The sequence below is a fragment of the Streptomyces sp. NPDC025793 genome (assembly GCF_055558375.1).
The window spans coordinates 108393-123201 of the sequence record NZ_JBVHMR010000019.1 but is presented as its reverse complement, the minus strand read 5'-3'; the positions used below and the strand labels follow the sequence as shown (position 1 = coordinate 123201).

The window sequence follows — 14809 nt, the reverse complement described above, 5'->3', positions numbered from 1 at the left end:
TACCGAACGTTCCGGAGAAGAGAGGCGAATCATGGCGAAGAAGTCATCGGTGGTGGGGATCGTCGGCCTCGGCACGGTGGGGGAAGCCCTGCTGGCCATGGTGCGGTCCGCGGGGTACGACGTCATCGGGGTGGACAGCGAACTCGACGTGCTGGCCCGTGTCGACCGGCGGATGAAGACGGCGGAGGCTGAAAGCGGCGCGGAGGGCGGAGAAGGCCAGGGTAGTTGGACGCTGACCAACGAGGTGGCCGAGCTGGGCGCGGCCGCTGTGGTCATCGAGGCGGTGCCAGACAAGCAGTCGGTCAAGATCGACTTGTTGCGGCGCCTCAACAGCGTGTGCCTGGACCGCACCGTGCTCGTCAGTACCGCGTCGTCGGTCTCGCTCACCGGGCTCGCGATTGCGTCGGGACGCCCGGCGAGGACGCTGGGGCTGCGGTTTGTGCGCCCGCCTGCTCCCGGAAGCGCCGTCGAGCCGGTGCGGACGGCGATGAGTTGCGATGACGCCATTGCCGCACTCGACGCACTGGTGGCCGACAGTGGTCTGGCCGTGAAGCCGCTCGGCGCACGCGTCGGCGATGACGCCACCGCGCTGGTCTACGCGTACCTCAACCGCGCCGTCGCCATGGTCGAGGCTGGCCACGCCGACCAGGAGTCCGTGGACACGGCCATGCGCCTGGGCTGCGGGCTTCCGGCGGGACCGCTGGAGACCGTGGACCAGGTGGGCCTGGGCACCGTCCACGCGAAGCTGCTCGCCCTGCATGCGAGCACCGGCGACGCCGCGTACCGCCCGGCGCCGCTGCTCACCGCAATGGTCGAGGCCGGGCTGGAAGGACGCGCGGGCGGCCAGGGCTTCTACGCCTACGACGCGCTCGGACGGCCCGAGGGTGCCCGGCACGCCGTGGCGAGCGCACCGGTGGACTGCGCCGTCCAGACGGTCGGCGTGATCGGCTCGGGGACGATGGCACGGGGCATCGCCGAGGTGACCGCCTCCGCCGGCCTGCCGACGGTCCTGGTCGCCAGGGGCCGGCCCAAGGCGGATCTCGCGCTGGCCGCGGTCGAGTCCTCCCTGGCGAAGTCGGTGGCCAGGGGCAGGCGGACGCCGGAGGCGACGGCGTCCGCGCTGGCCCTGCTCACCGCGTCCGACGACTGCGCGGCCGTCGCCGACTGCGACGTGGTGATCGAGGCGACGGCGGAGGAACTCGACGTCAAGCGCGCGGTGTTCGCGACCCTGGGGGCCGTGTGCCGCCCGGGGGCGCTGCTGGCGACCGTCACCTCCAGTCTCTCCGTCGCCGCCTGCGCCGAGGCCTCCGGGCGCGACCACGACGTGCTAGGACTGCACTTCTTCAATCCCGCCCAGGTGATGAAGCTGGTCGAGGTGGTGCGTGCGCCGCGCACCGGTGATCAGGCCCTGAGCACCGCGAACGCCTTCTGCGCCGCGCTCGGCAAGACGACCGTCCCGTGCCGGGACCGGGCGGGGTTCATCGTGAACTACCTGCTCTTCCCCTATCTCGCCGACGCGATCCGGCTTTTGGACCGCCCTGACGTGGACCCACGGGAGCTGGATACGGCGCTGGAGGACGGCTTCGGGTATCCGATGGGTCCGTTCGCGCTGCTGGACACCATCGGTCTCGACGTCTCGCTGGCCATCCTGAGGCGGCTGAGCGACGAGTTCCCCGAGCCGTCCTTCACACCGCCGACCGCGCTAGAGCAGTTGGTGGTCGGTGGCCATTTGGGTCGCAAGAGTGGTCAGGGGTTCCTGCGCGTGTGAAGGAACCCCTGACCACCGCTCAGAGGTCCGCGGTCTCGGCCCCGGCTTCGAGCTCGGGCCCCAGGGCGGTCGGCTGGTCGCTGCGCCCGCGTACCCCCAGTTTCTGGTAGGCAGGCGTCAGGCGCTTCGATGGTGCCGGCGGTCACGTAGAGCTGGGCCGCGATCTCGCGGTTGGTACGGCCGCACGCGGCCATCACCGCCACCCTCCGCTCGGCCTTGACGAGTCTGTGGACGGTGGGCGCGTCCTGCGGACGCGTTGCACACGCCCGGCCGGGCGACGCGGAGGGGAGGCGTTCGAGCAGCCGCAGTGACCGCGCGCGCATCCACCCGCTGCCCGTGCCCGGCAGGGTCAGCTCCTCCGCGAGCAACCGTGAGGATGCGCAGGTCAAGGTTGGCGGTCACCGGATCGAGCCGGGCGATGCGGAGGCCGCGCTGCCGGCCTGTCCCGGGGTTCGCGGCGACGGGCGCCGGCGGCTCCGGGCTGGTGGCGCACGTCCTGCCGGAGCCCGGCGCGGAGCTCACCGGAACCGAGCTGAAGGAGCTGGTGGCGAGGTCGCTGCCGCGGTACATGGTCTCTTCGGTGATCTCCGTGCCGGGGGGAGTTCCCTCTGACGGTAACCGACGACTCCTTCGACCCGGGGCGGCAACTCGCTCCGGGCGGTGCGGCTGGTATCGGCGCTGCGCAGGGAGACTGGTGTGGAGCTTGCCGTCTCCGCCCTCTACGACGCTCCGACCATCCGTGACATGGTCCGGAAGGCCAAGGAGCGGGGGAGTCGGCCGGTGGTCCGGGCCGCCGGGCAGTCGTCGTCCCGGTGCGGAACTGCCAGTGGACACCGTTGGTTTTGCCCACCCGACCGGCGGGGAGGTGCTGGGACTGGGCAGTGAGCTTCGTGGAGTTGGTGGCCGACTACGCGTAGGCGATCCTGCGGGACGTGCCCGGCCGCAGGTAGCGGCTCGGCGGCTGGTCCATGGGGGCTTGCTCGCCGTTGAGCTCGCCCGCGAGCTGGGCGCACTCGGCTGCGAGGTCGAGGCGACCGTCGCGGTGGACGCGCTCTACCGCGCGGCCCTCCTCGACTGGCTCGGCCGGGACCTCGCCGGTCGCACCGGGCCGCCCGTGGTCCGCCGCAGGGCGCTTCGACGCCCTTCCCCACCTCGTCGCCTCCCTGCGGTGGTCCGGGGATCATCCCTGACGACCTCGACCTGTGGAGTGCGCCGCGATCTTCGACCGCTTCGAGGTGAACGCGCGCGCATGTGCGGGCTACCGGTGGTCCTCGGCGGCCACGACACGGTCCGCCGGCCGACGAATACCGGCGCGGTGGCCGACCAGATCCGGCGGATCCTGCCGGCCTGCTGGAACAGACGCAACGTCATGGGGACGGCAGCTCGTTGAGCCGCCTGCTTCCGTGGCGTTGCGTCAGCGAACTATCAGCGAGCTGATGGGCATTCCGCCGCTGGCCGAGCGGCGACCGTCTCCCAGAACCCCTCCAGCCAGGCCATGATGTCGTGCATCACGTAGTGGTCCGCATTGGGCCGCAGCGCCGAAAGCAGGAATGATCGCGCTCCCTCGGACGGCACACCCAGCACCGTGACACGCGGATCGACGCTGCCGTCGGCACGCACCGGATGCCCCTGAGGGGTCAGGTCCAGCCCGCCTGGCACGAAGGTCTCACCATCCGCCGACCTGTTGATCCACAGCCGGACCACCCCGCGTTCCAGGAGGTTGCGGTATAGGGGCAGGGCGTCCAGCCGCGGATCGAATGGGTGGATCCGGGCCTCCACAAGGACGTCGAGTTCCCGGGAGGTCCCTGTTCGGGGCCCCTCGACCAGCAGACGCCCGTGCTCCTCGTCCAGTCGAAGACGAGCACCGGGGCCTGTGGAGACGTCGACTATGCCGTGCCGGACGAGCGCGGTGACCTTCGCCATGATCTCGTCGGCGGCTCCGTTGGCCAGCCTGTTGTGGTGGCGCACGTAACAGTCCAGGAATCTGCGCTGGGACCGCGGAACCAGTCCGGCGTCGTCAACGGCGTAGGAGATTACGGACCTGAGGTCGCGCCAGACGCCGTCCGCGGCCGCCTTGTGCGGGTTGCGCACGTTCCCGTGTTGCGCCCAGAGTCCGTCACGCTCCATGAAGCGCAGCACCGCGCGCCGCTGGTCGTCGGCGGTCCCCTGCGGCGCGACCGGGGAGACGGTGCGCCACCAACTGAACCGATTCCCCTTTGGGTCGGTTTCGAGCCCCCACGGGGAGCCGCTTCCTTCGAGCGCGGGGCCCGGCGGCAGTCCTCGGTCGATCCGGTGTGCCACCTCGCAAACCACAGAGGGGCCGTACACCGTTTCCACCCAGTGGAGCAGCACCTCGCGGACCGGCCAGTCGGCGCGCACCTGTGCGGCCGGTACCGGCACGGCGCCCCGCACCACCTCCGTCAAGAGGTCCGCCACCTCGCCGACGGCCTCCTCGAGCGGTCCCAGCAGTTGCTCGGGGTCCTCGCTCGCCTCGCGCGGCCCGGTGACGAACGCCTCGGCGCACACCGCGGCCCCGCGTGTCAGAAAAGAGACCGAGGCGGGGCCGAACAGGGCGGCGTAGTGGAGATGTGCCATCTCCAGGACGGCAAGCGGCAGTATGTCCTGGTCGAAGTCGAGTTGGAGCCGTTTGTTCGAACCGTGCGCGACCGGTCGGCCTACATTGGTCCGTAGCCGATCGATCGCGTCGGTGGTGAAGAACCGCCCGGTGTGGTCCCCGGGGCCGCCGTCCCGCTCCTTGTAGTTAACGGGCCTTGCGAAGGTGAACAGGCCCGCGCCGCTGAAGGCCACTATGGAGGCGGGTTCGTCGCCGCTGGGCCGGTAGACCAGACCGTCCACCGGGTCGCTGTGGAACGTGCCGCCGCGGCCCTCCGTGAGATAGAGGATCGCGTCGATGGCGGTGAGGCCCATGCCCGCGCATCCGACGACCGTACCGGGGCCGCAGTGCTCGACGTCGAGCGCGATGTCGAGGGGATACGGCTGCGGGACGTACTGCGCGCCGGTGCGTTCGGCGAGCTCCGCCAGCCGCCTGGAAGCGGGCACCCGTTGCGGGTCGTGGCTGGTGTGGCCGGTCAGCAGCACCACCGCGTCCGCCGGGTGAACCGCCGCCCCCTCGCCGGTGACCACGCGGAGGCCGTCCTCCGATGGACGCACATCGACCACTTCGGCGGTGTGCAGTTCCACTTCCACCGCCGGGTGCGCACGCAGCTCGGCGGCGAAGGTGTCGAACATCTCGCGCAGGGCCAACCCGTGGACGTAGCGCTTGGGCCAGTCCCCGGGGCCGACGGCGAAGTCCGGCTCCCCGGTGCGGGCGAACCGGCGGCGGCACCAGTCGTACAGCGTGGGACGCTCCGCCGTCGGCCGAAGCGGGCCGGCGCCGACGACGCTCTCGTCCGCTGCGAACCCGACCTGGCAGGCGATGCGGTTGAGATAGCTGGTCCGCGCCTGAGCGGGGTGGTGGGCCTGTCCCGCACCGAACGCACCAGAGCGCTCGAAGACGTGCACCTCCAGCCTCCGTCCCGCGTCCAGCCGGCCGATGGTCGCCGACAGCCTCTCGAGGAGGTAGGTGGCGCGTGGCCCGCCTCCGACCAGCGCGAGTTTGAAGGGCGGCGCGGGCTGCTCGGAGGCGGCTGTTTGGGCGGCGGTCACCGGGTACCTCTCTTCGTGGATACGATCGTCCGTCGGGGGAATGACCGAATGTCAGCGATGGCGTTCCGTCAGAAGGCGGTCAAGGGCGGAGAGGAAGGAATCGATCTCCCCGGCCGTCATGCATCCCATGGTCGACAATCGGAAGAAGTCCTGGGCCAATTGCTCCTGGGCGCTGTAGATGACGAAGCCGTCCCGTCGCAACCTTTCGTGGAGTTCGGTGTAGGTGAGGCCCTGCGGGATCCGGACTGCGGTGAGCGCGGCGGCCCTGTGCTCCGGCGGCAGGAGGATCTCCAAGCCCATCTCCTCAAGGCCGCTGCGCAGCCGCTGCGCAAGCCGCGTGTAGCGGGCCAGGCGGGCTTCACGGCCTTCCGCCAGCGCGAGGTCGAGCGCGGCGTCGAAGGCGTAGAAGGCCGGGATACCGGGCGTGAAGGCGGGGGCGGCCGCCTCTTCCTGAGCCGTGTAGTGCCTGTGCAGGTCCAGGTAGTAGGTGCGGCGCGGAGCGCTGCCCAGTGCGCGGAAGGCATCCTTCCTGGCCCCGACGAAGCTCAGCCCGGGTGCTCCTTCGAGGCATTTGTTGGACGAGCCGGCGAGCCAGTCGGGAACGTCGTCGCGCAGGGAGAGGGCCTCGGCTCCGACACTGCTGACCGCGTCCACGACGACCTCGCGCCCGTGCGCGTGGGCGATCGCGGTCACCGCGGTCACGTCGTTGAGCATGCCGGTGCTCGTCTCGTGGTGCACGACGCCGACGTGGGTCAGCCCGGGATCCGCAGCCAGCAGCCGGTCGAGCACCTCGCAGTCCACCGGCGTGCCCCAGCCAAGTTCCCAGCGGTGGGTCCGGACGGCGTGCGCGCTCGCGATGTGGTGCAGGCGCTCGCCGTAGTGGCCGTTGTCGATCACCAGCAGCGCACCTGCCTCTGGGACCGCGGAACTGATCGCCGCTTCCACCGCGCAGGTTCCGGAGCCGGTGAGTATCACGACCGTGTGGTCGTCGTCTCCTCCGCAGACCGCAGTCGTCTTGCGCCGTACCCGGGTCAGCAGCCGGGCGAACTCCGGTTCCCGGTGGCACATGTCGGGTCCGGCGAGCGCGGAACGGACCCGCTCGTCGGTCATCACCGGGCCGGGGTTCATCAGGACCAGCCTGCGCGCCTGCCCGTCGGGGGCGTCATCGGGGCCTTCTTCGGAGCGGACGGCCAGCCCCTCCACGATACCGACTGTCATGCGGAGATCGCCTCCATGAACCGGGTCGCCGAAGCAGGCGGGGAGAGGGCCGGACGGCCGAGCCGCGGATCGGACCCGGAGGCGATCCGCACCCGGATCAGCCGGGGGCCTCCGGCGCCCTGGGCGTCCGCCACCGCGGCAGCGAGTTCGACGGCGTCCGTCACGTCATGGGCCGCCCGATAGCCGCAGGCCCGTGCGATCGCGCCGAAGTCAACGGCAGCGGAGGCGGTGGGCTGCCCACCCGTGGACTCGTACGACTCGTTGTCGAGCAGGATGTGCAACAGGTTGGGGGGCGCCAGACGACCGATGGCGGCCATGGCCTCCAGCCGCATGAGCGCTGCGCCGTCGCCGTCGAGCACCACCACCTTGCGGTCCCCGGCGTACAGCGCCACCCCGAGGGCGACGCTGGAGGCACAGCCCATCGAACCGACCACGTACAGGTTCCGCGCGCGGTCCCAGTCCCGTTCCAGCTCCCGGGCCGTCTTGCCGGTGGTGGCGACCAGGCAGGTAGCCGGTTCCATGCTCTGTACGACGTGGCTGATCGCCTCCGCACGCAGCATCAGGCCGCTGCGCTCGCGGGGCGGTGGGCCGGCGGCGTACGGTGCGACGGCTCCCTTGGGGACGACGAAGGCGAACGGCAGCCCGGTGGCCTCCATATGGGCCTTGGCCTCGTCGAGCCGGGCCGCCAGCGTCAGGGGGTCGTCGGGCACGATCTCGTTCCTGATCCGCATGGCCGTCAGCGTCTGGGGGGTGATCTCACCCATCAGCTCGTGCTGCGGCTCATCGGGGCAGCCGGGGCGGCCGCGCCAGGTGACGAAGAGCAGGACCGGTAGCCGAAGCGTGTGGCACAGAGAGGTCAGCGGGTTGACGGCGTTGCCGAGTCCGGAATTCTGCAATATCACCACCGGCGTACGCCCGGCGAGCCGGGCACCGGCAGCGACGGCCACCGCCTCGCCCTCATTCGCGGCGATGAGGTATTCCTGCGGATACCGGTCCTGCAGGCAGCTGATGACCGGGCCCAGGTACGAGCAGGGCACCCCGGTGAACGGGCCGAATCCGCGCTCGCGCACCAGGTCGACCAAAGTCGCCGCGTCGAGGCCGAGAACAGGGGTTGCGCTCATCGCAGCGCCGCCTGCTCGGAGCCACCCGGCGCGAGGCCCTCCTCGGGCCCGGTCTCGTAGGCGGCGATGAAGCGGGCCTCGTTCCGCTTCTGCTCGCTCATGCCCTGCAGTTCGAAGACGGTGGTGAGCGGCGCGATCCGCTCCTCGACCCCAGTGGTCCGGCCGTCCTTGAGAATGGTCCTGAAGGTGTTGCTGACTGCGGTGATCCCGGCGCGCAGGCCGTGGTTGGCATAGATGACCATCTTGGCGCCCGCTGCGCCGAGTTCGGCGGCCGTGATGGTGTGGTAGGTGGTCGGCACCACCACCACGGGCGTGGGCCGCTGCCACGAATTGAGAAACTCCAGCACCGGCTCGGGCGAGTCGCTCTTCGCATGGATCAACACCGCGTCGGCGCCGGCCTGGACATATGCCTCGCCGCGCCGCAGCGCTTCCTCCATGCCCTGCCCGGCGATGAGCGCCTCGATCCGGGCGATCACCACGAAGTCCGGGTCGCGCTGGGCTTCCTTGGCTGCGGCCAGTTTGCCGCAGAACTCGCCCACGGGGGCGAGCTCCTGTCGGCCGGGGATGAAGCTGTTGACCTTCGGGAAGCGCTTGTCCTCGATCGATACTCCGGCGATGCCGGCCGCCTCGTAACGGCGGACCATGTTCATCACGTTGTGCGCATTGCCGTAGCCGGCGTCGGCGTCGGCGATGACGGGGGCGTCGACGGTCGCCGCCATTGACCCGGCCACCGAGAGCAGTTCGCTCATCGTGAGGATGTCGGTGTCCGGCACGCCCTGCGATGCCGAGATCTCCAGACCGCTCGACCAGACGCCGTCGAAACCGGCCTGTTCGGCGAGGCGTGCGCCCAGCGGATTGTGGGCGCCGACGATCCGTACCACACCCGGGCGTTCGAGCAGAGCACGAAGGCGGCCGGCACTTCCGTGGCCGCCGTAGCCTGCCCTGCCGCCGTTCTGCTGCTCGATTCCTACTGTTTTATTCATGACGGTTCTCCCACTGCGCGAGTTATCGAGGAGGGGCCGCAACGACATTGGGTCGACACGCGACGAGCAATGCTCGGACGATCGGACGCTTATGTGTGCCCGGTCGCGAAGGACACAGGGAGCAAAACCTTTCGATCACATCGCACAGCCTGATCGCGGGATCGTTCGGGTTCGGGCGATGGGAGAGCGGCTGGTCCCTTGCCTGGCGAGAGCTTACGACCAGTCGCCCCACCGGGAAAACGAAAACAAGGCTCCACGCCAGCAGGTCTTAAGTGAGGGTTTAGCGGCGTCCCAGGACAGCAAGTAGGGGTGCTTTAAGGGCGTTGTGCAATTATGACTGAGGAGCCGCTTCGCAAGTTTTATCCGAGCGGTGCCAAGCGATAGAAAGGATGGCGATGTTCGACCAAATAATGGAGCGATTGCACGACCCGGCCGTGTATTCCATACCGGCGGTGGCCCTGCTGATCGCGATCGAACTGCTGGCCATCAAGTTCGGCCATGACGAGGAACTGACGGGCTACGACCTCAAGGACCACACCGCCAGCATCGTGACCGGGCTGGGAGCGCTGGGGTGGTCCACCCTCATGCGCATCGTGGCACTCGCGTTGTACGTGCCGGTCTACGAGTACGTAGCGCCCTTCCACATGTCGCCGTCCTTCTGGGGCACCTGGGTGGTGCTGTTCTTCGGGGTGGACTTCCTCCTCTACTGGTACCACCGGGCGTCCCACAAGATCCGGTTGATCTGGGCGGGGCACCAGGTCCACCACTCCAGCCAGTACTTCAACCTCTCCACGGCCCTGCGGCGCAAGTGGGCGCAGTGGTTCGAGAAGATGATCTGGCTGCCGCTGCCGCTGCTCGGGGTGCACCCGGCGCTCGTCTTCGCCATGCAGTCCGTCCACCTCCTCTACGGGCTCTTCGCCCACACAGAGAAGATCCGCAAGCTCCCCAGGCCGATCGAGTTCCTCCTGGTGACGCCGTCGCATCACCGCGTTCACCACGGCATCGAGCCGGAGTACATCGACAAGAACTTCGCCAGCATCCTGATCATTTGGGACCGGATGTTCGGCACTTTTCAGCCCGAACTGCGGCGCCCTACCTACGGGTTGACCAAGCAGATCGAGACGTACAGCATCTGGAAGATCCAGGTGCACGAGTTCGCCAACATGGTGCGGGACGTCCGTCAGGCGCGGACCTGGAGCCACCGCCTCGGCTACATCTTCGGCCCCCCGGGATGGCGGCCCGGCAAGGCTCGCCCGAACGCGGTCACCGGCTCCGCCTCCGGTGCCGCGACGGCGGTCGACTGACCCCGCCCTGCCTCACCGCATCCTTCACGGCATGACGCAGCACAAGATTCAGAGGGGACCGATGTTCCGTTCGGTGTTGAGGGCCGTACTCGCCCTGCTCCTGCGCCTGGTGTTCCGGCCACGCATCAGCGGCCTTGGGAATATCCCGGCCTCCGGTCCCTGCATCATCGCGGCCAACCATCTCTCCTTCTGCGACCACGTCCTGATCTCCCTCATGGCCAAGCGACCCGTCTGGTTCATCGGGAAGGCTGAGCGGCTTGACGGCACGGGGCTGCGGGACCGGCTGCGCGTCAGGCTCCTCCATACCCTCGGCTTCGTCCCGGTGAAGCGTGACGGCGGAAGGGGCGGCGTGGACGCCCTCAAGCGCGCCGAAGAGGTGTTGCGTGAGGGACGCATCTTCGGGATCCACCCCGAGGGCACCCGCTCCCCCGACGGGCGCGTCTACCGTGGCCGTGCGGGGGTGGGCTGGCTGGCGCTCGCCACCGGCGCCCCGGTGATCCCCTGCGGCCTGGCCGGAACCGACCGGGTGCAGCCGCTGGGCAGGCTGGTGTGGCGGGTCACCCGGTTCGACATGCACTTCGGTTCGCCCATGACCTTCCCCGAGTTCGCCGGGCGCGAGGGGGACTACAAGGTCCGCAGGCTGGTCACCGACCGCGTTATGGAGCAGGTGCACACGCTCGCCGGTCTTGACTACGTGCACCGGTACGCGCCCACGAGCGCGCCCGCCGCCGAAGCGACCACGGCCGGCTGACGGCCATGGACGTCTTCGTCACCGGCCTCGGTGCCATCAGCTGCCTCGGCGACGGCCCCGAGGCCTTCTGGAAGAGCCTGCAGGCCGCCCGGAGCAGGCCCACACCGGTGGAGTCGCTGACCGGACGTGTCCGCGCTCCCCTCGCCTACCAGGTCCCGCCCGCCACGGACGCGTCGGCGCACGCCGAGGACGACGCCACCCGGGGCCGAGCCTCGCGGTTCGCCCTGCACGCCGCCCGCCAGGCGGTCGTGGACGCGGGCCTGACCGACGACGAGGTCGCCGGAATGGCCGTGGTAATCGCCACTGCCATCGGGGTGTGCGAGGAGCGCGAGGACGCCTTCCGCGCGGGCGTGCCCGATGACGCGGTATGGACCCCGTCCTTCTCCGTCGCCTCGGCTGTCGGCGGTGCGCTGGGCTCGTTCGGGGCGAACGTCAGCGTGAGCAACGCCTGCGCCGCCAGCGGATACGCCCTGAGCGTCGCGATGGACCTCATCCGGCGCGGTGAGGCGGAGACCGTGCTCGTCGGCGGGGCGGAAGGAAGCGCCGGTGTGCCGATCGCCGCCTTCGACCGGCTGAGGGCGATCGATCCGGACGGCTGCCGCCCCTTCGAAGCCGACCGCAAGGGGACCGTCTTCGGCGAGGGCGCCGCCATGCTCGTCGTGCAGTCCGCTCATGCGGCGGCGGGCCGCGGGACGTACGGCAGGCTGTCCGGCACCGCTTGGAGTTGCGACGCCTACCACACCACCGCGCCCGACCCGGGCCGCCGCCAGTTGGTGCGTGTGGCGCGTGAGGCGCTGCGCGACGCGGGGTGCGGGCCAGAGGCGATCGGCTGTGTGATCCCGCACGGCACCGGGACCCAGCAGAACGACCTGCTGGAGTCGGAGACCCTGCGCGAAGTGCTGGGGCGGCGTTGCGATTCCACACCGCTGTTCAGCCTCAAGGCCTTCATCGGGCACACAGCCGGTGCCGCGGCCGCTTTCAGCGCGGTCTGCGCGGCCCTCGTCCTGCGGCACGGGCAGGTGCCGCCGAACATCGCCCTGGTACGGCAGGACCCGGCGTGCGACGTGTGGCTCCCGCAGGGCGGCCCGACGCCGCTGCCTCGACCGGGCGTGCTGATCAATTCCTATGCCTTCGGCGGCAGCAACGTGTCGCTCGTGCTCGACGGAGGAGTCCGATGATTGCTCGCCTCCAGGTCGCCGAGGCGGCGGTGAGCGGCGTCGGGGTCACCGTGCCGCCCGCCGGCATCGCACCCGGTGCGGCCTGGTTCGACTACAGGTCGCAGTTGGGTCCGCGCGGCTACAAATACCTGCCCGAGGCATGCCAGTACGTGCTGGCGGCGGCGAGGGCGGCACTGGCGGGCAGCGAGGGTCTGCTGGAGCGGTGTCCCGAGGAGCGGCGCGGCGCCGTGGTCGGGACGAACAGTGCCGTGGCGGAGTTGCACTCCGTCATCGACCGGACGACCCGGACCGAGGGGGCGGACTCCGTCAGCCCCATGACGGCGCCCTTCTTCTCGGTCAATTTGGTCGGCGCCCGGCTCTCCACCGAGCACCTGCTCAAGGGCTTCAATCTGACGGTCACCTCACCACGGGTGGCCGGTGTGGAGGCGCTGCACCTGGCCGCCCACGAGGTGGCGGGCGGGCGGGCGGAGGTCGTGCTCGCGGGCGCGACCGAGGCGCCGGATCCCTACGCGGCGGATGCACGGCCGGAAACCGGCGCCGCCCTCCTCGTACTGCGCCCTCGCGCATCGGCCGGGCCCGGGACGACGCTCTTGCGGTCGCGCCTGCTGTTCGTGCCGCCGCCTGCGCTGATGACGGCCGCAGGCCGCGCGCGGGCGAAGCGGATCGTGGTCTCGGCCCTCGACGCCGTCGCGGCGGGGCTCGACGAGACCGACGGAATCGACGTCCGGCTGGTGACGGACGGATCGCCAGTTGCACAGGCCGTCTCGGACGCGGTTCGCGGTCTGATGGGACCTGACGTGACCCCGGGGACGGACGTACCGCGCGCCGGGGCGCTGGAGGCCGTGGCGCTGCTCGCCAACGGCGTCCGGTCCGGCTGCGGGCGCGCCCGGCTGGTGGTCACCGCGGCTCGGGAAGGCAACGTCGCCATCGCCGTGACGACCACGAAGCCGCTGCCCGACCAACCACCGCGGGCCGGCTGAAGGCCGAAGGCGCACCGCCCTTCGCACCGCAGGACGGACTGACCGAACATCCCGTCCCGCAGCACCCCATCACTCAGCACACGACATGAGAAAGAGAGACGACATGGTGCAGCAATCCCTCGCACTGGACATCGAGGACCTCCGCGAGACCATCGCGAACATCCTCGATATCGACACCGACGAGGTGACCGACGACGCCGACTTCGTCGAGGACTTGGACATGGACTCCCTGCTGGCGCTGGAGATCCTGGTCTCCCTGGAGCGCAAGTACCACGTCAAGATCGGGGAAGAGCACATGAAGGAGGTCCGCTCGCTGCGGAGCACCCACAGCCTGCTCGCGAACAAGCTCGAAAGCGCCTGAACCATGGCTGAGAACAATGCACGTGTCGCCGTCGTCACCGGCGGGTCCCGAGGCATAGGACGGGCCGTGGTGGAACGGCTGCTGGCCGACGGCTACCACGTCAGTTACTGCTTCCAGTCGGAGTCGAACGCGGCCGAGGAGATCGAGCGCCTTGCCGAGGTGCACGGCGGCCGGGTGTCGGCCGCCCGGGTTGACGTGACCGACGAGGCGGCGGTGCGCGCGTACCTGAGCGAGACCGAGGACACCCTGGGGCCAGTCGACGTCCTGGTGTCCAACGCCGGGGTCATCCGTGACAGGCCGCTGCTGAAGATGGATGCGGACGACTGGCACACCGTCATCCAGACGAACCTGACGGGTACCTACAACGTGTGCCGCGCGGCGATCTTCTCGTTCATGAAGCGGGGTGCCGGCAGCATCGTCACCATCTCCTCGGTGGCCGGTGTGTACGGCAACGCGGCGCAGACGAACTACGCGGCGTCAAAGGCCGGGATCATCGGGTTCACCAAGTCGCTGGCGAAGGAGGTGGGCCGGTTCGGTGTGCGCGCCAACGCCGTGGCGCCCGGATTCATCGCGACGGACATGACCGACTCGGTGAGCGAGGCGGTTCGCGACCGCACGGTGAAGAAGATCCCGGTCGGGAGGCTGGGGACCGCGCAGGAGGTGGCGGAGGCCGTGGCATTCCTCGCGTCGCCCCGCTCCTCATACATCACCGGGCACGTACTGCACGTCGACGGCGGAATCCCCGACTGACGCGAGGCGAAGGGCCCGCGGCCTCACGGCACGCGGGCCCTTCGCCTCGTGGGTCAGCCCTGCTCCTTCGCCTTCGCCGCGTAGATGGGCACGTACTCCTGGCCGGAAACCTCTGCTATGCCCTGCATGATCAGGTCGGAGACGGCCCTGCGGGCACCGGCGTCGCCAGCGGAGCCCTCGTACCAGGAGAGGTCAACGGGCTTGCCGAAGGTCACCTTGACCTTGGCCGGACGAGGAAGTGCGCGCCTGGGCGGCAGGACGCGGTCGGTGCCGCTCATGGCCACCGGCACCACGGGCGCGCCGGACTTGAGAGCCAGCCATGCTACGCCCGTCTTGGCCCGGTAGAGCCGGCCGTCCGGGGAGCGTGTGCCCTCGGGGTAGATGCAGAAGATGCCGCCGTCCTTCACCACCCGAAGACACGCGTCAAGCGAGGCCACGGCCGCCCGTTGGTTCTCTCGGTCGACCGGGACCTGCCCGCTGCCCCGCATGAAGGACGAGACGATCCGCATCGGCCAGGGGCCTCCCTCAAAGTACTCCGACTTCGCCATGAAGGTCACCTGCCGGTCCAGCACCAGCGGCAGGAATGTGGAGTCCACGATGGACAGGTGGTTGGACGCAAGTATGACGCCGTTCGACTGCGGCACATTCTCCAGGCCCACGGCTTCGAGCCGCACCGCGGTACGCAGTACCGGTCCGGTCAGCCGCCTCAAGTGCTCATACATCATCGCC

Annotated in this window: 13 protein-coding genes and 1 pseudogene; 9 read left to right on the top strand and 5 right to left on the bottom strand. The window is 69.8% G+C overall.

Annotated features, from left to right (window positions below; all coding sequences use genetic code 11):
- Positions 1-31 precede the first annotated feature (31 nt).
- From ACZ4MF_RS30855 to ACZ4MF_RS30845, 3 genes and pseudogenes are all read left to right on the top strand, one after another.
- Positions 32-1768 (top strand): 3-hydroxyacyl-CoA dehydrogenase family protein, encoded by a 1737-nt coding sequence (locus ACZ4MF_RS30855; RefSeq protein ID WP_467495240.1) that lies wholly within the window; start codon positions 32-34, stop codon positions 1766-1768.
- 651 nt (positions 1769-2419) lie between these two features.
- A pseudogene (locus ACZ4MF_RS30850) lies at positions 2420-2653 on the top strand (acyl carrier protein); the annotation flags it as partial.
- A gap of 91 nt (positions 2654-2744) precedes the next feature.
- Positions 2745-3158 carry a hypothetical protein gene (locus tag ACZ4MF_RS30845; protein ID WP_467495238.1) on the top strand — a complete coding sequence of 138 codons (414 nt, stop codon included), beginning with the start codon at positions 2745-2747 and terminating at the stop codon, positions 3156-3158.
- 35 nt (positions 3159-3193) lie between these two features.
- On the opposite strand, the gene ACZ4MF_RS30840 is transcribed toward ACZ4MF_RS30845, so the two are convergent.
- The 4 genes from ACZ4MF_RS30840 to ACZ4MF_RS30825 are packed head-to-tail and all read right to left on the bottom strand — an operon-like array spanning position 3194 to position 8798.
- Positions 3194-5434 carry an FAD/NAD(P)-binding protein gene (locus ACZ4MF_RS30840; RefSeq protein WP_467495236.1) on the bottom strand — a complete coding sequence of 747 codons (2241 nt, stop codon included), beginning with the start codon at positions 5432-5434 and terminating at the stop codon, positions 3194-3196.
- A gap of 51 nt (positions 5435-5485) precedes the next feature.
- Positions 5486-6652, bottom strand: a complete 1167-nt coding sequence (locus tag ACZ4MF_RS30835; protein ID WP_467495234.1) for a pyridoxal-phosphate-dependent aminotransferase family protein — start codon at positions 6650-6652, stop codon at positions 5486-5488.
- The gene (gene aepY / locus ACZ4MF_RS30830; RefSeq protein WP_467495232.1) at positions 6649-7773 is read right to left on the bottom strand and encodes a phosphonopyruvate decarboxylase; all 1125 of its coding nucleotides are present in this window, start codon (positions 7771-7773) and stop codon (positions 6649-6651) included. The genes ACZ4MF_RS30835 and aepY overlap by 4 nt, the downstream gene beginning before the upstream one ends.
- Positions 7770-8798 carry an isocitrate lyase/phosphoenolpyruvate mutase family protein gene (locus tag ACZ4MF_RS30825; protein ID WP_467495230.1) on the bottom strand — a complete coding sequence of 343 codons (1029 nt, stop codon included), beginning with the start codon at positions 8796-8798 and terminating at the stop codon, positions 7770-7772. The genes aepY and ACZ4MF_RS30825 overlap by 4 nt, the downstream gene beginning before the upstream one ends.
- A gap of 353 nt (positions 8799-9151) precedes the next feature.
- Here ACZ4MF_RS30825 and ACZ4MF_RS30820 point away from each other — a divergent pair, with 353 nt between their 5' ends.
- The 6 genes from ACZ4MF_RS30820 (at position 9152) to fabG (ending at position 14080) form a co-directional block, all read left to right on the top strand.
- On the top strand, positions 9152-10060 hold the full coding sequence (locus tag ACZ4MF_RS30820) for a sterol desaturase family protein (protein WP_467495229.1): 909 nt from the start codon (positions 9152-9154) through the stop codon (positions 10058-10060).
- 31 nt (positions 10061-10091) lie between these two features.
- Positions 10092-10811: a lysophospholipid acyltransferase family protein gene (locus ACZ4MF_RS30815; protein WP_467495227.1), complete on the top strand. Its 720-nt coding sequence runs from the start codon at positions 10092-10094 to the stop codon at positions 10809-10811.
- A gap of 5 nt (positions 10812-10816) precedes the next feature.
- Positions 10817-11989, top strand: a complete 1173-nt coding sequence (locus ACZ4MF_RS30810) for a beta-ketoacyl-[acyl-carrier-protein] synthase family protein (RefSeq protein ID WP_467495225.1) — start codon at positions 10817-10819, stop codon at positions 11987-11989.
- Complete coding sequence (locus ACZ4MF_RS30805) at positions 11986-12969, top strand: beta-ketoacyl synthase N-terminal-like domain-containing protein (protein ID WP_467495224.1); 984 nt, start codon at positions 11986-11988, stop codon at positions 12967-12969. The genes ACZ4MF_RS30810 and ACZ4MF_RS30805 overlap by 4 nt, the downstream gene beginning before the upstream one ends.
- A gap of 103 nt (positions 12970-13072) precedes the next feature.
- Positions 13073-13330, top strand: coding sequence for an acyl carrier protein (locus tag ACZ4MF_RS30800; protein ID WP_467495222.1), 258 nt, complete (start codon positions 13073-13075; stop codon positions 13328-13330).
- Positions 13331-13333: 3 nt separating this feature from the next.
- Positions 13334-14080 (top strand): 3-oxoacyl-[acyl-carrier-protein] reductase, encoded by a 747-nt coding sequence (fabG, locus tag ACZ4MF_RS30795; protein ID WP_467495220.1) that lies wholly within the window; start codon positions 13334-13336, stop codon positions 14078-14080.
- 53 nt (positions 14081-14133) lie between these two features.
- On the opposite strand, the gene ACZ4MF_RS30790 is transcribed toward fabG, so the two are convergent.
- Positions 14134-14805 (bottom strand): lysophospholipid acyltransferase family protein, encoded by a 672-nt coding sequence (locus ACZ4MF_RS30790; protein WP_467495218.1) that lies wholly within the window; start codon positions 14803-14805, stop codon positions 14134-14136.
- Positions 14806-14809 lie beyond the last annotated feature (4 nt).

What these genes read in the sequence shown, in the direction of transcription:
- ACZ4MF_RS30855 (WP_467495240.1), top strand. Translation starts at nt 32, where the DNA reads ATGGCGAAGAAGTCATCGGTGGTGGGGATCGTCGGCCTCGGCACGGTG.
- ACZ4MF_RS30835 (WP_467495234.1), bottom strand. Translation starts at nt 6,652, where the DNA reads ATGACAGTCGGTATCGTGGAGGGGCTGGCCGTCCGCTCCGAAGAAGGC.
- aepY (WP_467495232.1), bottom strand. Translation starts at nt 7,773, where the DNA reads ATGAGCGCAACCCCTGTTCTCGGCCTCGACGCGGCGACTTTGGTCGAC.
- ACZ4MF_RS30820 (WP_467495229.1), top strand. Translation starts at nt 9,152, where the DNA reads ATGTTCGACCAAATAATGGAGCGATTGCACGACCCGGCCGTGTATTCC.
- ACZ4MF_RS30815 (WP_467495227.1), top strand. Translation starts at nt 10,092, where the DNA reads ATGACGCAGCACAAGATTCAGAGGGGACCGATGTTCCGTTCGGTGTTG.
- ACZ4MF_RS30810 (WP_467495225.1), top strand. Translation starts at nt 10,817, where the DNA reads ATGGACGTCTTCGTCACCGGCCTCGGTGCCATCAGCTGCCTCGGCGAC.
- ACZ4MF_RS30805 (WP_467495224.1), top strand. Translation starts at nt 11,986, where the DNA reads ATGATTGCTCGCCTCCAGGTCGCCGAGGCGGCGGTGAGCGGCGTCGGG.
- ACZ4MF_RS30800 (WP_467495222.1), top strand. Translation starts at nt 13,073, where the DNA reads ATGGTGCAGCAATCCCTCGCACTGGACATCGAGGACCTCCGCGAGACC.
- fabG (WP_467495220.1), top strand. Translation starts at nt 13,334, where the DNA reads ATGGCTGAGAACAATGCACGTGTCGCCGTCGTCACCGGCGGGTCCCGA.
- ACZ4MF_RS30790 (WP_467495218.1), bottom strand. Translation starts at nt 14,805, where the DNA reads ATGATGTATGAGCACTTGAGGCGGCTGACCGGACCGGTACTGCGTACC.